We start from the raw sequence: 16,548 nt of genomic DNA, 5'->3' as shown, positions 1-16,548 counted from the left end.
TTATGTATAGAAATACAGAATGATTCTTATAAATCAAGTTTTTTTGCATTTTATTCAGGGTATTAATACATAATACTTTAGGTGTACCGACTATATAGAAACCATTTTATGAAACTTTATTCTGGCAGTTTCTGGAGCCTGCTTGCATCCCCTATGACCTGCTCCCCGTTGATTAGTACACCCCGATGTTAGTAATGTCTTCATTTTGACCCGCTATCTCTTGAGCCAGCTATTACAACAGGAAGGTACCATTCGCGCGATGACTGCCTCCCCGAATGACTCGCGTCTCATGGGGGAGGTACTGGATACCCGCAAAGTGTGTGACAAGACGACGTGGACACTGGCGAGCAGAACGGATGGCAGTGTGCAAGTGATCTATCAGTGCTATATGCCTGTGGCCTGGTTCCAAACGATGTTCGCGCAGCAACTGGAAATTGGAAGGAACAAGGACGGCGAACGCTTGCTGACATAGTGACCAGAAATAAAGTACTGAAAGCAACTGTGCGGGAGAAGAAAAAGCGGGAACCGCTATTGCTTGCAGAAGCCAACGCATTGTTTGAGCAACTTCAGGTCCGTGGCGACCTGGACCGCTATAAATCACTGGTCAAATATGCTTCGATGGGTAATCAGAGTCTGGGAACAGTGAAGGCCTTCTTTGACAGCGAAAATGGGCAGGCGTGGCTGGATACGTATCCCAGGGCCGAGGCGGCGCTGGGCCACCACTGCCACGGAACACAGCTCTTTCGGCATTACCGGCCAATGGCAAAACATTGGCCGCCGGTTGGTTAATTCGAAGGATTTCAAACAAGTGCGGTCACATATTGTGATCTATGAGCAGGGCAGTGGCACTGTATTTAAATCCTTCCAACACGCAGACCATAGCCCTGAACGTGCGTGTCAGCTGCGCGCGGGGCAAAACTGAACTCTTCCACCTCACAATCGCTCAGCGAATGCACAGTCAAATTGGCCACAGCTCCCGCGACATCATTCAATGGGTTGCTCAGTTCAGCACCGAGATTTCTGCTATCTCCGCGAGCTTTCCACCACCACAGTTGATAACAACTCGCGTCAGGTCACGACTCATGTCAGGTACTTCAGTCTTTACCGAATGGGGTGTAATCATCTGCGATACCATCGCGTCGGCGGGCGGCGGGACGACCTTCAGTTCCATCATTACGATAGCTGGATTGAGACCAGCCCCGCCACGCTCAAGCATGACCTCATATCCACCGGTAGAAGTTTCAACCTCGCCTGACACTATAAGCCTGGGCGGCTGCGCATATACAGATGCCTTCCACTCGCCGGATGACTGGATCCGGCATCCCGCCGGTATTTCAGCCGCGACTGTCACAGCCGATGGTATATTCTGTTCAATCGCCGTGGTCGGCAAGACCGCCTGCTCGCGGGATTGTATATTTCCAACCGCAGCAGTGCTGGCACCGGAATTCTGGTTACAGGCAACCAGCATCAAGGATGCCGTCAGCGCGCTAACGCGTAATAATGCAGACTTGTCCAACATAGTCGATGTCTCCCGTGCAATCGCGAGTGATTAATTTTGCAAACATATCATGATTGAACCAAATTTATTGCAAAAAAATGGCTTTGTAATGAAAACTTAGGCTATTCATCTATTATTCAGTGATCCCCATGAAACTCGCTACAGACATGTATCCCCCAAATGGGGAGCTGCGTCCAGATGGGGAAAAATTGCTTGGCTGGGTCTGATTGTGGGTTTATATCACATTGATAACTCACCAGTCTGGGACGTGTAAAAGTCATGTCCCCCTAACCGAACCTTCAAAAAGGGATAATCTCGTGACCAAAAGCATTAGGCTCACTGTCGCAATAACACTGCTTACTGCGACACTGCCCATATTAGCTAAAATGCCAGAAAACTTTGTCTATACCAGCTCTGGCGACCTCGAAGCGGCATCAGTCATTATCGCACGTAGCGATATTGGCGGTGCGCAGATCGTTTACAATTGGCGTTCACTCGAACCTGAGAAGAACAAATACAACTTCTCGCAGATTGAGAAGGACTTGGCTCGTCTTAAGGTAGCCAATAAAAAACTTTTCATCCAGATCCAGGATCGGTTTTTCGAACAGAATGCCCGGTACGTTCCTGATTATCTGATGAATGATGCCAGATACGGTGGGGGGATATCGCCACAATTTGATAATCCTGGCGAAGGAAAGCCGAGTGGTTCGGGTTGGGTGGCACAGCAATGGGATCCTGCTGTGCGCCAACGTTATCAGGCTCTGTTGGCAGCGATTGCAGAGCGTTTCGATGGTCGAGTCTATGGTGTGAACCTACCCGAAACAGCCATTGATCTTGACGAGAAAAAGCTACCCAAGGGATTTTCCTGCGATAACTATTTTGCAGGCGAAATGGAAAATCTCACCTTTGCGCGAAAGGTGTTCACCAAATCCCATGTGGTGCAATATGTCAATTTCTGGCCGTGCGAATGGAACAACGACCACAATTACATGGGCCGGCTGTTTGAGTTCGCGAGTGCCAATAATATTGGACTTGGCGGCCCAGATATTGTTCCCAACCGCAAAGCGCAAATGAAGAACTCATATCCGTTCTTCAACAAATACAAAAGTAAGCTAGCACTCATTGCCATGGCAGTGCAGGAGCCGACCTTGACCTACAAGAACCCCAATACGGGTAAGCCATTTAGCAAGGATGAGTTTGTACAATTTGCCGACAATTATCTTGGCGCAGATATCATCTTCTGGAGCACTACATCTCCCTGGCTGACTAAGAAATAGGTATCAATCGCTAGGGACAGAAAGCCTCACTGCGAGATCATGTATAGGTTCTTTGTCCGGATAAAATCGCGCCAGCCGTCGGACAACAGCACTGATAACCCGCGTAAGTAATGGTGCAGACTGGTTCGAATGTTGGCGCATTTACACAGCGGAAATTTCTGGGGTTCCAGCTTAGGCCCCCTCCTCGGGAACTGATTGCAACATTCAGTTGGGTTCAGTATGAAAGCACCAAGGTATAAATTTAAAACCCATTTTCAGCCCTAAAAATGCCCCAAATATTTAGGGCATTGAGTTCAGTTCGTTGCGGATTTTCTTTGTTAGCTAAACGCGTTGCCCACGCATCCAGGCCACGAGCTGGTATCCGGTTCATTACCAACTGATAGGATGATGCGAACTCTTACAAATATAGTCATACAGGCGTTGAGTATCTTCCAATGAACAAAGGCGAGTGCCAAGATTAAGTGTTGCCGCGCTACCTGCTGCAACACCAAAACGTACAATCTCAAACAGGTCTGCACCCTTTGCCAGTTTCAGCGTCATTGCGCCAACCATACTGTCCCCTGCCCCAACGGTACTCATCTTCTTCACCGGCGGGGGAACGATTTGTACCCAGTTATCACGATCGACTGCCAATGCTCCCTGTGGCCCAAGCGACACCACGACTCGCTCGGCAGCGCCACGGTTAACCAACTCCTTAGCAGCATGGCGTACATCATCAGGATGCTTCAACTCCCGCCCTATAAGGGCCGATAGCTCATTCTGATTAGGTTTTACCAAGGCAATCCCCCCCAAATCTAAGCTCGCTTTTAATGCATCGCCAGAGCTATCAATGATGCACTGCAATCCCATAGCTTTAGCCTGCTGAATCAGGTGAACTAATTTTTCAATACCAGTACCTGGCGGCAAACTACCGCTAATAACCAAAATCGATTCTGAAGGGATGTTTTGCACTTGTAGTACCAGTAGATCAAACTCAGCATCACTCAATCGTGCCCCTGGCATAACAAAACGATACTGTTCACCACTGTTGTCTACGTGGACATGCATGTTCTGCCGTGTCCAATCCTGCGTTTTCAGCGTTTTCGTCTCAATACCTTCCCGATCAAGCAATTCTTTCAAGTGCTCCCCTGTAGGGCCAGCAATAGGAAAAATTGCATGAGCTTGACCACCAAGATAAACAACAGCACGAGCGACATTAATACCGCCACCACCCGGCTCAAAAATAGGTGCCGTGCAACGTAGTTTTCCTTCAGGGTAGATTTTGGGCGTCGTTGTTGCGCTGTCTAGCGAAGGGGATAATGTTAAAGTGAAAATCTGAGTCATGATAATACAACCTTCCTTTTTGGTTTTTATTTCGCAGATTCGGCAAATAAAAATAGAAATTGTGTATTGATGACGGGCTTAGAACAGCCACATTAGCGACCCAAAAGCCCGATGAATAACTGACTGTAACCTCATTAAATACAATGACTACTCTAAGTAAAGCACATAATTCAGTACGTCGTAGTATTAAGATTCAATTGAATAATAGGCTTTATTTATCATTTTATCTGACCATAACGGGGGCTATCGCTGATAAACGATGAAATTAATCGCGATGTTAACATCAGTGAAATTGAGATAATGTTATACGCTATTGAGAATAACAAACGCTCTCATCGAGATTCGTCATCGTTGTTATTTACGCGACAGGATCAATCACAACACCATGGCGAAAATATTAATAAATTGAATCGCTCCTTTCATCGTTAAATCTCCTCTTCACATACTTTACTCGATGAATTATTGCACCCAACAACAGAACGTTAGCTTTTCTTTTCAAAAAACAGTGTCACTTTGGCGACTTCAACACCAAATTTGCGCAGTGATGTCTGGTTGAACAAATGGGTATCATCCTGGCGATATAGCCAGTCATCAAAGTGTAGTTTTATGCTGCCGTTCTCTGTTTTCACGTCCATATCATAACGCCAGTTGAAAGCATTACCTGCGGTATAACCATGGGCCACGCCAATGATATCCCCTGCCGTCCCCTGATAGCTGCCATCAGCGTTTCTGATGATGCGCCAGATTCGGGTCTGGCGCTCGCCATCAGCAAAAACAAACTTCTCGTTGAGCGTCAGGGTATTGCCGACAACATCGCCCTGGATAACCACCTCAAAACGGCGAGTCTGTTTATTCTGATAATTCTGCAACATTCCCCAGGCGCGGGTTTCACCGCTGAAGTAGCCGAACAAATCGAAAGTAGGTTTATTGTTTTGATAGTCATTGATATCTGCACTGCATCCAGCCAGTACAAACAGGAAAGCCAGTAACAGGCTTTTGATATTCATCAGATACCTCCAGTCAATTGTTGCCGCAAGTCAGGATATTGTGTCGTCGGTGACAACCAGATAGCGAGAAATGCATCTCGGAAAGCACGGTCGAAACGATCACCAATCGGCTTAATATATGGATTAGATGGCGCGCGATAATAAAATTGTCCGCCAGTATTATCACCCACGAAAGTGAGTTGGCTGCCAGAGGTTACTGCCGGCCATATCGTCGCTATCTGCTTGAGCCAACGCTGCTGCTGTGCTGCAGACACGCTGATTTTCATGGCTTGCCATTGTTCTTGTGTAGCGTTCACCAGCTCTTCTTGGGTAATAGAACGCTGATAGTTAATACTCAGTGCCTGCGGCCATCCCCCCTCCTCATAGCGTCCGCTCGGTGTACGCAATACTGAAAAATAAATATCAAAGGGCCCCCAACGTAGCGTGGCACTGCCTACCGTCGGCCACGTGCTCCAATCGCTGGCCTGTGCCACCTGAGTACTCAGACAAAGAAGAAAAGTTAACAGCATCTTCATTCAATTCTCCTGCGTAGTATTGGCCAACTGACAACTGGCAGATAAATAGCCCACCCTAAAGATAGGGTGAGGATCATCATTTCAGGTGCGATTTGTGGGGTCATCGCATTCAATTTCCAGCCGATGACATAGGCTAGTGGGCCGGTAAGCGCACCTAACAACACAACTGTTTTCACCGTCGGGATAATCCGTCTCAGTAGCCAATAAAACCAGCTAGTGAAAGTAAGCCACAATGCGCACATCCATATGGGAACACCGCCCCCGCCAGCAAATTTAAAGATATCGAGATAGCACCAAAACGCATCCATGGTAATACCCAGTAGCGCCGCTAACAGGACCCATATACGCTGTTGCCGCGGGGTAAATATCAGTGCCAGCGCAGCGCCTAGAAGTAGAAAAAGCATTACTTGTTCACGCCAAATAATGGCCAGCGTCCAATAGGCATCAAAACCGAGCGTGGTTAGCCAAAATCCGGTGCCCAATCTCATCGACGCTCAGCACTCAGTTGTACGGTGCTGATGGATCGCGCCAGAAAACCAGCTTCGCAATAGCACAGGTAAAATCGCCACTGGCGCTGAAAACGTTCGTCAAATCCCTGATTCTGTAATAAAGGCCAATTCTGCTCAAAACGCTCACGCCATTGTTGCAGCGTGCGGGCATAGTCACGGCCAATATCGAATAGGTCACACATCACCAGATCGCTATGGCGTGTGAGGGTATCGCACAGCGCGGTTATCGATGGCAAGAAGCCTCCGGGGAAGACGTAACGCTGGATAAAATCCACATTGCTGCTGTATTGCTGATAACGCTGGTCAGTAATGGTGATCACCTGTAACACCATTTTGCCTTTAGGTTTCAGTAACTGCTGGCAACATTTGATAAATAGAGGCAGAAAACGTTTGCCTACGGCTTCGATCATTTCGACCGAGACCAGTTTGTCATATTGCCCCGTCAGCTCACGGTAATCCTCAAACAACAGAGTAACGCGATCCTCTAATCCAGCTTGCTTAATACGCTGTTGGGCATAAACGTACTGTTCCTGCGAGATAGTCGTGGTGGTGACGCGGCAGCCATACTCACGCGCGGCAAATTCCGCCAGCGCTCCCCACCCAGTACCGATCTCCAACAGATGATCTTGTGGTTGCAGATCTAACTGTTGGCACAAGCGACGCATTTTAGCCTGTTGCGCCTGTTCCAATGTCATCTCCGTTTCACTGTACAACGCGCTGGAATAAAGCATTTCACTGTCGAGAAACTGCTGATAGAAGCGGTTACCCAGATCGTAATGTGCGGCAATATTTCGCCGTGCCTGCCGCCGACTATTATCACGTAGCAGGTGCACCAGCCGATGCCAAGGGGCGGTCAGCCAACTTAAACGGGCCTCCATCTTATCGACCAACTGCATGTTACTGGCCAGCAACTGAAGCAGGCGAGTTAGATCAGGACTGCTCCAATAACCGTCAATGTAGCTTTCTCCACCAGCAATGCTGCCACCCAACAGTATTCGGCGGTAAACTCGGGGATCATAAACCTCGATTTCAGCCTGTAGCGGAGCTTGGGTATCACCAAACTGGATTTCACCGACACCTGCTTCACGCAGCAATAATCCGCCCCCTTGCAACTGCTGTAGCAAGGTAAAAATAATGCGACGAGCACCTTTATTGTGACCCGAAAAAGGGGTGCTATCGGCGAGGGTGTATTCTGAGGAACTCATCGTTCATCCTTGCCGCCGGTGGCGGGGTGAGGGTAAATAGGGGTGCGTTTCAGCCATAACTTCAGTGCTTGCCAGTAAATGGCGGTGGCAGTTTTCAGTGTCATTAGAGGCAGAAGCCATAACTGTCGGCGCAACGTTGCCCGCGTTAGAGGGTGTCGATAAAGCAGTAATGTCGCGTCAAATTCGCGGCTGACACGGTGATTTTCGATATGAATGCGCAGTCTCTGTGCGGGGGCAGAGAGCCGCCAGTGGTAGGTCATGTCCATCGGGTTAAACGGTGATACATGAAAAACTTTATCTATGGTTGAGGTACCTTCTGGATTTACGGCATAGGTATGGCGTTCATTCCACGGGGTATTACGAACTTCGGCCAACAACCAACACAGTTTGTCATCATCGTTATACAAATAGTAAAAGTTGACGGGATTGAAGTAACATCCCAGATAGCGCAACTGGCACAACAGCATAACGCGGCCATTCAACTTTTCGCCGGTCAATTGTGCAATACGTTGCTGCGCTTTGTGTTTAATATCGCCACCACCCAGATAATCGCCACGATAAAACGACGCTGGGGCAAAGCGTTCCAACGCAATACCCAGCGCGGGCAATTGTGTCAGTTCATCAAGATCAATCAACGGCATGAAGATTTGGTAATCAAAGCTGTGTTGGACCGGGCTGAAGCGACGATGGCGCACATGTCCTACATAAAGGGCGCTATTCATGCGGCGTTCTCCTGCAACAAAACCTGCGTGACGTCCAGCGCACTGCGTACCCCATCCTCGTGGAATCCGTTATACCAGTAAGCGCCGCAGAACCAGGTATTGTGCTGCCCGTTTATCAGCGAACGCTGCCGTTGTGCCAGTACAGTAGTCTGATTGAATACCGGGTGGTGATAACTAAACTGGCGCAGAATTAGCGCCGGTTCAATCGGTTGCTGTGGGTTGAGTGTGATACAAAAGGTCTGTGGCGCATCCAAGCCTTGCAGAATATTCATGTTGTAAGTCACGCTGGCGAGTTGATTCTCTGCATGCTCGTCGCTGGCTGGTAAGCGATAATTCCAACTGGCCCAGGCACGGCGTTGGCGTGGCAGCAGACGAATATCGGTATGCAGGATGACTTCATTCGCTTGATAGCCCAACTGAGCTAAAACACGTTGCTCCTGCGGGCTGGCATCGGCCAGAAGACGCAGTGCCTGATCGGCATGGCAGGCAAAAATCACCTGATCAAAATGTTGTTGCCCCAAGGCGCTATGAAGTATCACCCCTTGTGGTTGGCGTTCAACCCGCAGGACTGGCATATTCAGGTGCAATGTCAGGTTGTCTGCCATTATGGCCAACATGCGGCGCACATATTCACGCGAGCCGCCTGGCACTACAAACCATTGTGGGCGGTTGGTGATGTCTAACAGACCGTGGTGATCGAAAAAGCGCAAAAACAGTGCTAATGGAAACTGGCGCATATCAGTCATTGAAGAAGACCAAATAGCGGCCCCCATCGGTAACAAATAATGCTGGGCAAAATAGGGGGAAAAACCTTCCTGTTGCAGAAAATCGTCCACCGTTTGAGCCGCAATACCACCATTCGCCAGGTTTTTCTTACATTGGCGATTGAAACGCATAATCTCTGCCAGTAGGCGATAAAAGCGTGGATTCAGCAGGTTACGGCGTTGGGCAAATAGAGTATTGAGCGTATGGCCGTTGTACTCCAGTCCACTGCGAGGATGCGTAACCGAGAAGCTCATCTCCGTGGCTTGCCCACTGATGCCCAATTCAGCCAACAGAGCAATAAATTGCGGATAGGTCCGCTCGTTATAGACGATAAATCCGGTATCGATAGCGTAGCTGCGCCCTTCCAGCGTGACGTCCACGGTCGCGGTATGCCCACCGGGATAATCATTGGCTTCAAACAGTGTAACCTGATGTTTTTTAGCTAACTTCCATGCACAGGTTAAACCGGAAACCCCGCTGCCGATAATGGCAATTCTCATTGGATTACCTCACCAAACGCTTGGCAAGCCAGCGTTGTAGAGCTTGTGGAAGTAGAGCTGTTAGTCGTAACAGCGCGGCGAACAGTGGGGGAAAAGCAATTTCAGCGGCCCCTTTTGCCAGACCACGGCGAATATAGTGCGAAGCCTGCTTAGGGGTGATTATCATCGGCATGGCAAAATCGTTGCGGTCAGTCAGCGGTGTGGCAACAAAACCGGGTAATATCAGCGAAACATTAATACCGGATTTTGCCAAATCCACGGCCAGGCTGCGGGCAAAATAGGCAAGTGCAGCTTTTGAGGCACCATAAGCTTCTGCGCGCGACATGGGGATGATGCTGGCTGTTGACCCCACCAATGCGATCCTGCTCCCGGACGACAGTTGTGGTAACAGGGCATCTAAGCAATTGATCGGACCAAGAAAATTAGTATTAAGCACCCGTGCAACCCGTTCAGCCTCTACGACACCGTTATCAAGGTATTCACAGGTTCCAGCACACAAAATAACCAGATCGGCCGGACATTGCGCCAACGCGCTACGCGTAGCAGACAAATCGGTTATGTCGAAATGACGCGCCGTAATTGCCGAATCATGCGCGCCAAGTGCCATCAACCGGGCTTCATCACGTCCACAGGCGGTCACCTGCCAGCCCTCGGCGGCATAATCGAGCGCCAATTGCTGCCCAATACCGGAACTGGCTCCGGTGATCACCACGTGTTTCATGCTTGTAGCCTCTTCTTCAATTTGACAACAATCCCGCCGAGCAGCGGTATATGTTCATACAGCATGGCACCCAGATCGTAGTAATCACGCTGATAGATGACCCGCTGTTCAGCAAAGCGTAACTGGCTGATACCCTCTAAACTGAGCAAGCTGCCACGGCGCAGACGGGGATGGGCATAAGTCATATGCCAGCACACAGAGGCTTGTTGGTCATGGTGCTGAATGTCAGTGAGGGTAAAGCTACAAGTGCTTAAGTTACTGAGCAGCAATTGAAAATAAACTTCAAGTGAACTCAATCCCTGATGTTCTCCGACGGGATCGATAAAGTGGATATCGCGATGATAAACATCAGATAGCTCGACCAGACGTGCTGTATCCAACGTGGTATAGAATTGTGAAAAACGTGCCAGCAGTGCTTCAGCGTTACTCATGGTAGTGCTCCGAAGCAAGGATTAGCAGAGCATGGTTATCGATAAGCGTAATATTCAAGCCTGCATCGCACCAAGCTGCTAATTGCCGCCGCTTGGCAGTATTGAGTACGCCATCGGTGCAGAGAAAGTAGCGTTCGGCCTTAAACATAGCCAATTGCGGAGCTTCCAGCGATCCCGGCAAAATATCGATATGCATATTGTTTTTCGCCAGAACGATGGCGGCCATCCACAACTCGGTAGGATCGATGTTTCCCCATCCCAGTAGTAATACATTCTCGCCTGGCTTCTTACGTGCACCCAGCATACAAAAAGTCGCGTATTCAATGATCACGCCATCCAGCAGACGACTCAGCATGTGCAGCAATTGATGTTCATTCTTAAGCTGTGAACGTAATGGTCTTAGCACATATTCAATCAGGGCCTGAGGTGGATATTCGCGCCCTAATTCAAAGATACGGCTACGGAGTTTATGCGGTGCGGGAGCCTGAATCAGCGCCAGTAACTGTTGTTGCAGTGTTACCCAGTTAGTGCTGTCGTCAGGTGCTGTGCCACCGTCGAGTAAAGGTTTGATCTGGCTAACCGGGACGCCGCGTTCTATCCAGCGCACAATAGTGCGGATACGGACAATATCGTCGTCATTGAACTGCCGATGGCCACCTTCAGTACGTTGTGGTTTTAACAAGCCATAACGCCGTTGCCAGGCACGCAGTGTTACTGGATTAATACCACAAAGTTGCGCCACCTCACTGATACTGTATGTCGCCATGCCATTTACCTTGCCGAAAACACCTATAGATTAACCATAGCGGGTTAATACAAACTTGTACAAGAAAATAATAATTGTACAAGTTTGAGCAAGAAACGAAGAAAGGGATTACGGTGGTGAAATTAGGCTGATGCAGCTTTCTACATGTTAAGCCAATTCGCAGCAGAGGAAGATGTATCTGTTACCCAATAACTCTTTTAACTAGCTGAAATGAAACGTTCTATTATCAGGATTACTTGTCAGAACCGCCCTATTCTGATTTCAGCTTGTGACTGAACCAAATAGCATGCCAACCCCCGATGATACCCCCATCGCAAGCGCACTCCAGAAGGTAATTCGAATAATACCTGGCCATATTGGCGCTCCGCCTGCTTTCGCGGCAATCCCCCCCAGAATAGCCAGAGAAGCCAATGCTGACAGGCTAATGGCTGGAATTGCCCAGTCAGCCGTGACAATAAACGCCACCAACAAGGGCAGTATTGCGCCCGCTGAGAAGCTCATCGCAGAAGCCCAGGCCGCTTGTAATGGGCGAGCGGTAGTGATTTCAGATATCCCCAATTCATCACGGGCGTGAGCACCTAACGCATCATGGCTCATCAGTTTTTCAGCCACTTGCTTGGCCAGTGCTACATCAAGGCCGCGATGAACATAAATCGAGGTTAACTCACGATATTCACCTTGAAAATCGGCGTTCAGTTCTGCTTGCTCTTCCGCCAATGCGGCCTTTTCTGTATCTGACTGAGAAGATACCGAGACATATTCCCCTGTTGCCATCGACATCGCACCCGCAACCAGACCTGCAATGCCGGTCAAAAGAATACTTTGATGTGTGGCATTGGCTGACGCGACACCCAATAACAAACTTGCGGTAGAGACAATCCCATCATTAGCGCCAAGAACTGCGGCCCGCAGCCAGCCTATCTTTTCGATACTATGCCGTTCTCTGTGCATCGTGGCGCTACCTTTTAGAGTGAAACTTCAGAGTTTATCAAGTCGCTGTTGAATGTCCTGATGACGGCCTTTATCTGCCAATTCTCGGCCTGAACGTGCTGGGGCCGCCAGTGCTTTTTGTAAATAGCCTTTTGCATCCGCTTTGCGCCCTTGCTCCAGCAAGAAATCACCATAGAAATAGTTGGGATCTATACCGGTTGGATTCACCTGCAACGCTTTTTTTAACAGCAGTTCGGCTTGTTTTTTATCGCCAAAACCAATGGGCCAACCGGGAACCTGATAATAGAGGGTTCCGAGGCTGGTATAAGCAGATCCATCCAACGCATTAGCATCGAGTTTTATTGCCAGCTCCAGCTTAACTTTCGCGTCCTTAACCAAATCCAACGCTCCCAGCCCCCCCTTTTCTCCTGCCCAACTGCTTTTAACGATAGCAGACCAAATTAATAGATCAGCACGTGATCCGTTGGCCGAACTGGCTTTATCTGCAACAGCGCTGAGTTTTTCCAGACAGGACTCTTTCAGTTTTGCCGCCACCTGATATTGGCAAACAGCCCATTGATTCTGGATATCGACCAACTCACTCTGGGCATAAACAGCGGTACTGCCAAAAAAGGTGAGTAACAACACTAACGTCTTCATTGCGAATCCTTCTTATCACTGGATGCATGTGCATAGCGGGCAATAATAGCGTGTTGCTTCGCGAGCGCTTTATCAACAACGCCGGGGAAAATTGCGTTTAATTTGACAAAGAACCGCTCCGGCCAGCCAAGCCAGCGCCGTGTTACTTCTTTATTCAGTGCAATAACGGCCTGTTTTGCTACAAACTCGGCACTGTCACTTTTTGTCCCCAACTCTGCATTCATGGCATAAACAGCCGTTGAATTAAGCGTGGTTTGTGTGGCTCGAGGCGCAAAATAAAGAACATTGATGGCCGAACCGCTTAATTCCCGGGCCAGTGCCTCACTAAAGCCACGAAGGGCGAATTTACTGGCGCAATACACGCTATATCCGGCATAACCAATACTGCCAAAGCTGGAACCAATATTCATAATAATGCCGGGATTACTGATATAGGGTAGTAAAGCTCGAGTCAGTAATATCGGCGCCTGAATATTCAGTGATAACTGCTGTACTATCTGTTGCTCACTTTGATCCTCAAGCCACGCAAAGTGATTGGTGCCAGCATTATTGATTAAAATATCAATGCTGGGTTGATCCATAAGCACTTCAACCTGTTTTGCCAATGCCGCCGAGTCACAAAGGTCGGCTACCCATACTTGATGATCCTCGGGATTAGGTAATGCATTCAAAAGCTGTGTAAGGGCAATTTCATTGCGCCCGTGCAATATCAAACACGCGCCCTGTTTCGCCAATGCATGGGCCAGTGCCCGGCCAATACCGCCACTGGCCCCGGTCAGTAGAACTCGGCTATTATTGAGTTTCATTGCGGTTGATCCATCAGGCCACGCAGCATGTCCCCATAAAGCTGGTAAACCACCTTGGCAGAATGAATAATCGCCGCACGATCTTCGACTTTTTCAACCTGGTTCATTAATGATTCAAAAAAAGTCAGATGTTCTTTATCCAGTTCACCGTGTGAACTGAGGTAACTCGTGGCTTTTTCCGGTAACCCCAGCCCTTGTTTGAGCTGTTGGGCAACCGTTGTTGCGATAGCAACACTGGTCCCTTCCAGGACGTGCACCATACCAAAAATACCCATCGGGTTAAGGCGGGAGGCATGATCGTAGAGAAACGCTATCATTAACTCTATCGCCAATACTGGCTGACCATGACGAACGGCCTGCGCATCACCGCCACAAGTGCGAATATCATTTAATATCCATTCCTGGTGCCCATATTCTTCATCAATATATTCGGCGATAGCACCGCGAACCCACTCATACTCTGAGCTCATCCGGCCACCCGCCGTCATCAGTAAAGGGACGGTATGGCTAACGTGATAGAAAGCCTGGGTCAAAAAGGCGATATACATTTCGGCGTTAATATTCCCACTACGACAAGCCTCTATAACCGGAGCAGAAAGGAGTTTCTCTCTATCCGCCGCAGTATCATGCTGTAATTGTTGATAGAAATTCATACCCTACCCCCTGCAATTAATTGATCGATACGGAGGTGATACTCGGACAGAATTTGCTGCCTTTTCGGACGCCCGTTATTGGTTAATAACCCGTTTTCTACACTTAGCTGGGCCAGAAGATAATGGTGAACCTGTGCGTAATCAGGCAGCCGTCTATTAAGTTGAGCTATTTGATCTGCAAGACTATTTTCATAACCGGGTGTCGGTTGGATCAAGGCGACATTGGCGGTTAACCCATCACCAAAGATGACAATACGAGATATCGCCGGAAAAACTTGGGCTTCGGCTTCAACCCATTCTGGGGAAAAATTCCGACCAAATGCTGTAATCTGAACATTCTTTTTACGGCCAGTAATATGCAGAAAACCTTGGTTATCAAAATGCCCAAGATCACCAGTCGTCACAGCTTGTGCCGGTGCCGGCTCGCCCAAATAGCCAAGCATTGTCGAACCAGAAATCAGAATTTCCCCATCTTGCGCGATGCTTATCTGACAATGCGCTAATGGTTTACCCACTGAGCCGGGCAACATATCCCCCTGCGTATTTAGGGCAACCACCGAACCACATTCTGATAACCCATATCCTTCATAAACCGGCAATCCTAATTGATGTGATTTAGCCACTAAATCCGTGGCAACCTTGCCCCCGCCAACAGCAACAAAACGTAAACTCTGTGTCAGATCTGGATTTATGGCACATAACATCACCAACAAGCGTAATAGCTCGGGTACCAGTACCAAGCTGTGCGGGCGCCACTGTTGAATTGCTTGGGCAAGGATCTGATAGGAGAATTGGCTGGAGCCGGTAAAACCCACTTCAGCAAGCGGCGGTATACGGCTACATGCCCCGCTTAACAGCGGAACATACAGTCCGGTAATGTTTTCAAGTAATGTTGAAAGGGGCAGCAATGTCAGATGCTGTTCAACATTGGCAGGAGCCACTCTGTCGATAAGCGATAGACTGACTTGCATCTGATGATCCCAACTCAGGCATACCCCTTTGGGATGGCTCGTGGTCCCCGATGTATAAGTGATTTTTGCGGTATGCGGTGGTAACTCGGGCACCGCTATCGGTTGGCGGCGTTGCAGAGCGTATTCAAATGATGTGGTAGTTATCCAATCCGCGCGTGCAGGGCCAATCAAAGCATCCGCACCGCTACTATCCAGTAGCCAATTCTGCTGTTCATTACTGAAAAAAACCGGCACCGGTATCATAACAATATTGGCTAATGCGCAAGCCAAATCGATAATGGCCCAGTCAATGCCGTTATCCAGCAAGAGTGCCAGTCGCGCTATTTTCTGGTGGCGGAACCTCTCTGCCAATGCCGCTATTTTGGGCAGTAATTCACCGTAGTTAATCACCTGATAACTATCGCACAATGCAGGGCGCAGAGGGTCTTGCGCCGCCATTTTCGCCAACTGTTCAAAAAGGATCATCGTTGTGTCCTCCTTTGAAAAGTAAAAATGCTGGGCATTGGCGCAAACAAGGAAAGTAATAAGCTGGTTTTACTCAGCACTTGGCGGCCCTGATTTAAGTCCCCCACCATCACACAGGGTTGGCTCTGGTAGTATTCCCCCCATGCAAAAGCCTCTTCACCGAGACGATTTGCCAGCGCAGGGGCCAGTTCCAGTGGTTTTAAATTCAATCGGTGAAAAATATTGCGTAATTTTCGGGTACCGGTAAACACCACGTAATCAAGCTGGTTCTCACATAACAACCGGCAAATAGCCGCAAACATAATTCGTGCATTTCCCGATTCCGAACAAGCAAAATTACCTATTTCAACCAAACGATTACGTAAAACTGAATGCCCTGTTTGCGTTGCAATGACCACCTCAATAGGTGCGTCCAAATAGTGCTCAAGATAAAGTGCCCCGAAATCACCACGATTCAAGCCACAGGCACCAATAAGGACACCATCGGCACGATACAGTCCTAATAAATGAGGTAAAAAATGTGGGATAGTGGCATTGAACTCACGGCTATACTCCCGCTGAATATATTGTTGCAGTTCGTTTTCTTCTTGCTCATTCTGAGCAAATAACAACTGGTAAGGTGCCTGAATATTCATGCTCATAATCGCTCCTTTTACTGATAATAAGGAGTGTAATGATGGATACTTAAGAAAAACTTAAATTGATAACAATATTGGGTTTAGCCGTTAAATGCCTTTATATCCCCAACCCGCACACGTGGGTTTTTCTCCTTAACTCATTGATACTCATTGATACTCATTGATACTCATACCACAAGAAATATC

19 protein-coding genes are annotated in these 16,548 nt (G+C 48.5%); 2 read left to right on the top strand and 17 right to left on the bottom strand.

What is annotated here, in order from left to right:
* The first annotated feature begins 471 nt into the window (after positions 1 to 471).
* Positions 472 to 789 carry a hypothetical protein gene (locus V1953_RS03425; RefSeq protein WP_442850657.1) on the top strand — a complete coding sequence of 106 codons (318 nt, stop codon included), beginning with the start codon at positions 472 to 474 and terminating at the stop codon, positions 787 to 789.
* A gap of 211 nt (positions 790 to 1,000) precedes the next feature.
* Here the strand turns inward: V1953_RS03425 and V1953_RS03420 are convergent, their stop codons facing one another.
* Positions 1,001 to 1,519 (bottom strand): hypothetical protein, encoded by a 519-nt coding sequence (locus V1953_RS03420; RefSeq protein WP_083162636.1) that lies wholly within the window; start codon positions 1,517 to 1,519, stop codon positions 1,001 to 1,003.
* Positions 1,520 to 1,884: 365 nt separating this feature from the next.
* Between V1953_RS03420 and V1953_RS03415 the strand changes: the two genes are divergently transcribed.
* The gene (locus V1953_RS03415; RefSeq protein ID WP_420073212.1) at positions 1,885 to 2,775 is read left to right on the top strand and encodes a hypothetical protein; all 891 of its coding nucleotides are present in this window, start codon (positions 1,885 to 1,887) and stop codon (positions 2,773 to 2,775) included.
* A gap of 369 nt (positions 2,776 to 3,144) precedes the next feature.
* On the opposite strand, the gene pfkB is transcribed toward V1953_RS03415, so the two are convergent.
* From pfkB to V1953_RS03335, 16 genes are all read right to left on the bottom strand, one after another.
* A complete protein-coding gene (pfkB, locus tag V1953_RS03410; RefSeq protein WP_442850656.1) occupies positions 3,145 to 4,098 on the bottom strand; it encodes a 6-phosphofructokinase II in 954 nt (317 codons plus the stop codon).
* A 482-nt stretch (positions 4,099 to 4,580) separates the two neighbouring features.
* The gene (locus tag V1953_RS03405; RefSeq protein WP_442820518.1) at positions 4,581 to 5,105 is read right to left on the bottom strand and encodes a DUF3833 domain-containing protein; all 525 of its coding nucleotides are present in this window, start codon (positions 5,103 to 5,105) and stop codon (positions 4,581 to 4,583) included.
* Entirely contained in the window at positions 5,105 to 5,620 is a 516-nt protein-coding gene (locus V1953_RS03400; protein WP_193784779.1) for a hypothetical protein, read from the bottom strand. The genes V1953_RS03405 and V1953_RS03400 overlap by 1 nt, the downstream gene beginning before the upstream one ends.
* Positions 5,617 to 6,108, bottom strand: coding sequence for a DUF2878 domain-containing protein (locus V1953_RS03395; RefSeq protein ID WP_083162628.1), 492 nt, complete (start codon positions 6,106 to 6,108; stop codon positions 5,617 to 5,619). The genes V1953_RS03400 and V1953_RS03395 overlap by 4 nt, the downstream gene beginning before the upstream one ends.
* Complete coding sequence (locus tag V1953_RS03390; protein WP_083162626.1) at positions 6,105 to 7,334, bottom strand: class I SAM-dependent methyltransferase; 1,230 nt, start codon at positions 7,332 to 7,334, stop codon at positions 6,105 to 6,107. Before V1953_RS03390 ends, V1953_RS03395 begins: the two co-directional genes overlap by 4 nt.
* Positions 7,331 to 8,056, bottom strand: a complete 726-nt coding sequence (locus V1953_RS03385) for a DUF1365 domain-containing protein (RefSeq protein ID WP_442850655.1) — start codon at positions 8,054 to 8,056, stop codon at positions 7,331 to 7,333. The genes V1953_RS03390 and V1953_RS03385 overlap by 4 nt, the downstream gene beginning before the upstream one ends.
* Positions 8,053 to 9,321, bottom strand: coding sequence for an NAD(P)/FAD-dependent oxidoreductase (locus V1953_RS03380; protein ID WP_442850654.1), 1,269 nt, complete (start codon positions 9,319 to 9,321; stop codon positions 8,053 to 8,055). The genes V1953_RS03385 and V1953_RS03380 overlap by 4 nt, the downstream gene beginning before the upstream one ends.
* A 4-nt stretch (positions 9,322 to 9,325) precedes the next feature.
* Positions 9,326 to 10,042, bottom strand: coding sequence for an SDR family NAD(P)-dependent oxidoreductase (locus tag V1953_RS03375; protein ID WP_442850653.1), 717 nt, complete (start codon positions 10,040 to 10,042; stop codon positions 9,326 to 9,328).
* The gene (locus V1953_RS03370; RefSeq protein WP_083162619.1) at positions 10,039 to 10,473 is read right to left on the bottom strand and encodes a nuclear transport factor 2 family protein; all 435 of its coding nucleotides are present in this window, start codon (positions 10,471 to 10,473) and stop codon (positions 10,039 to 10,041) included. Before V1953_RS03370 ends, V1953_RS03375 begins: the two co-directional genes overlap by 4 nt.
* Positions 10,466 to 11,239, bottom strand: a complete 774-nt coding sequence (locus V1953_RS03365; protein WP_442847562.1) for a MerR family transcriptional regulator — start codon at positions 11,237 to 11,239, stop codon at positions 10,466 to 10,468. Before V1953_RS03365 ends, V1953_RS03370 begins: the two co-directional genes overlap by 8 nt.
* 261 nt (positions 11,240 to 11,500) lie before the next feature.
* Complete coding sequence (locus V1953_RS03360) at positions 11,501 to 12,190, bottom strand: VIT1/CCC1 transporter family protein (protein ID WP_083162615.1); 690 nt, start codon at positions 12,188 to 12,190, stop codon at positions 11,501 to 11,503.
* A 27-nt stretch (positions 12,191 to 12,217) separates the two neighbouring features.
* Positions 12,218 to 12,829, bottom strand: a complete 612-nt coding sequence (locus V1953_RS03355) for a tetratricopeptide repeat protein (protein ID WP_442850652.1) — start codon at positions 12,827 to 12,829, stop codon at positions 12,218 to 12,220.
* On the bottom strand, positions 12,826 to 13,635 hold the full coding sequence (locus V1953_RS03350; protein ID WP_442850651.1) for an SDR family oxidoreductase: 810 nt from the start codon (positions 13,633 to 13,635) through the stop codon (positions 12,826 to 12,828). Before V1953_RS03350 ends, V1953_RS03355 begins: the two co-directional genes overlap by 4 nt.
* Positions 13,632 to 14,288, bottom strand: coding sequence for a TenA family transcriptional regulator (locus V1953_RS03345; protein WP_083162609.1), 657 nt, complete (start codon positions 14,286 to 14,288; stop codon positions 13,632 to 13,634). The genes V1953_RS03350 and V1953_RS03345 overlap by 4 nt, the downstream gene beginning before the upstream one ends.
* Positions 14,285 to 15,724, bottom strand: a complete 1,440-nt coding sequence (locus tag V1953_RS03340) for an AMP-dependent synthetase/ligase (protein ID WP_372569606.1) — start codon at positions 15,722 to 15,724, stop codon at positions 14,285 to 14,287. The genes V1953_RS03345 and V1953_RS03340 overlap by 4 nt, the downstream gene beginning before the upstream one ends.
* Complete coding sequence (locus V1953_RS03335; protein WP_083162605.1) at positions 15,721 to 16,365, bottom strand: thermostable hemolysin; 645 nt, start codon at positions 16,363 to 16,365, stop codon at positions 15,721 to 15,723. Before V1953_RS03335 ends, V1953_RS03340 begins: the two co-directional genes overlap by 4 nt.
* Between the last annotated feature and the right edge of the window lie 183 nt (positions 16,366 to 16,548).

Source organism: Yersinia sp. 2541 StPb PI, from assembly GCF_052217145.1.
Lineage (GTDB): Bacteria > Pseudomonadota > Gammaproteobacteria > Enterobacterales > Enterobacteriaceae > Yersinia > Yersinia enterocolitica_E.
This window is presented reverse-complemented; position numbering and strand designations above follow the sequence as displayed.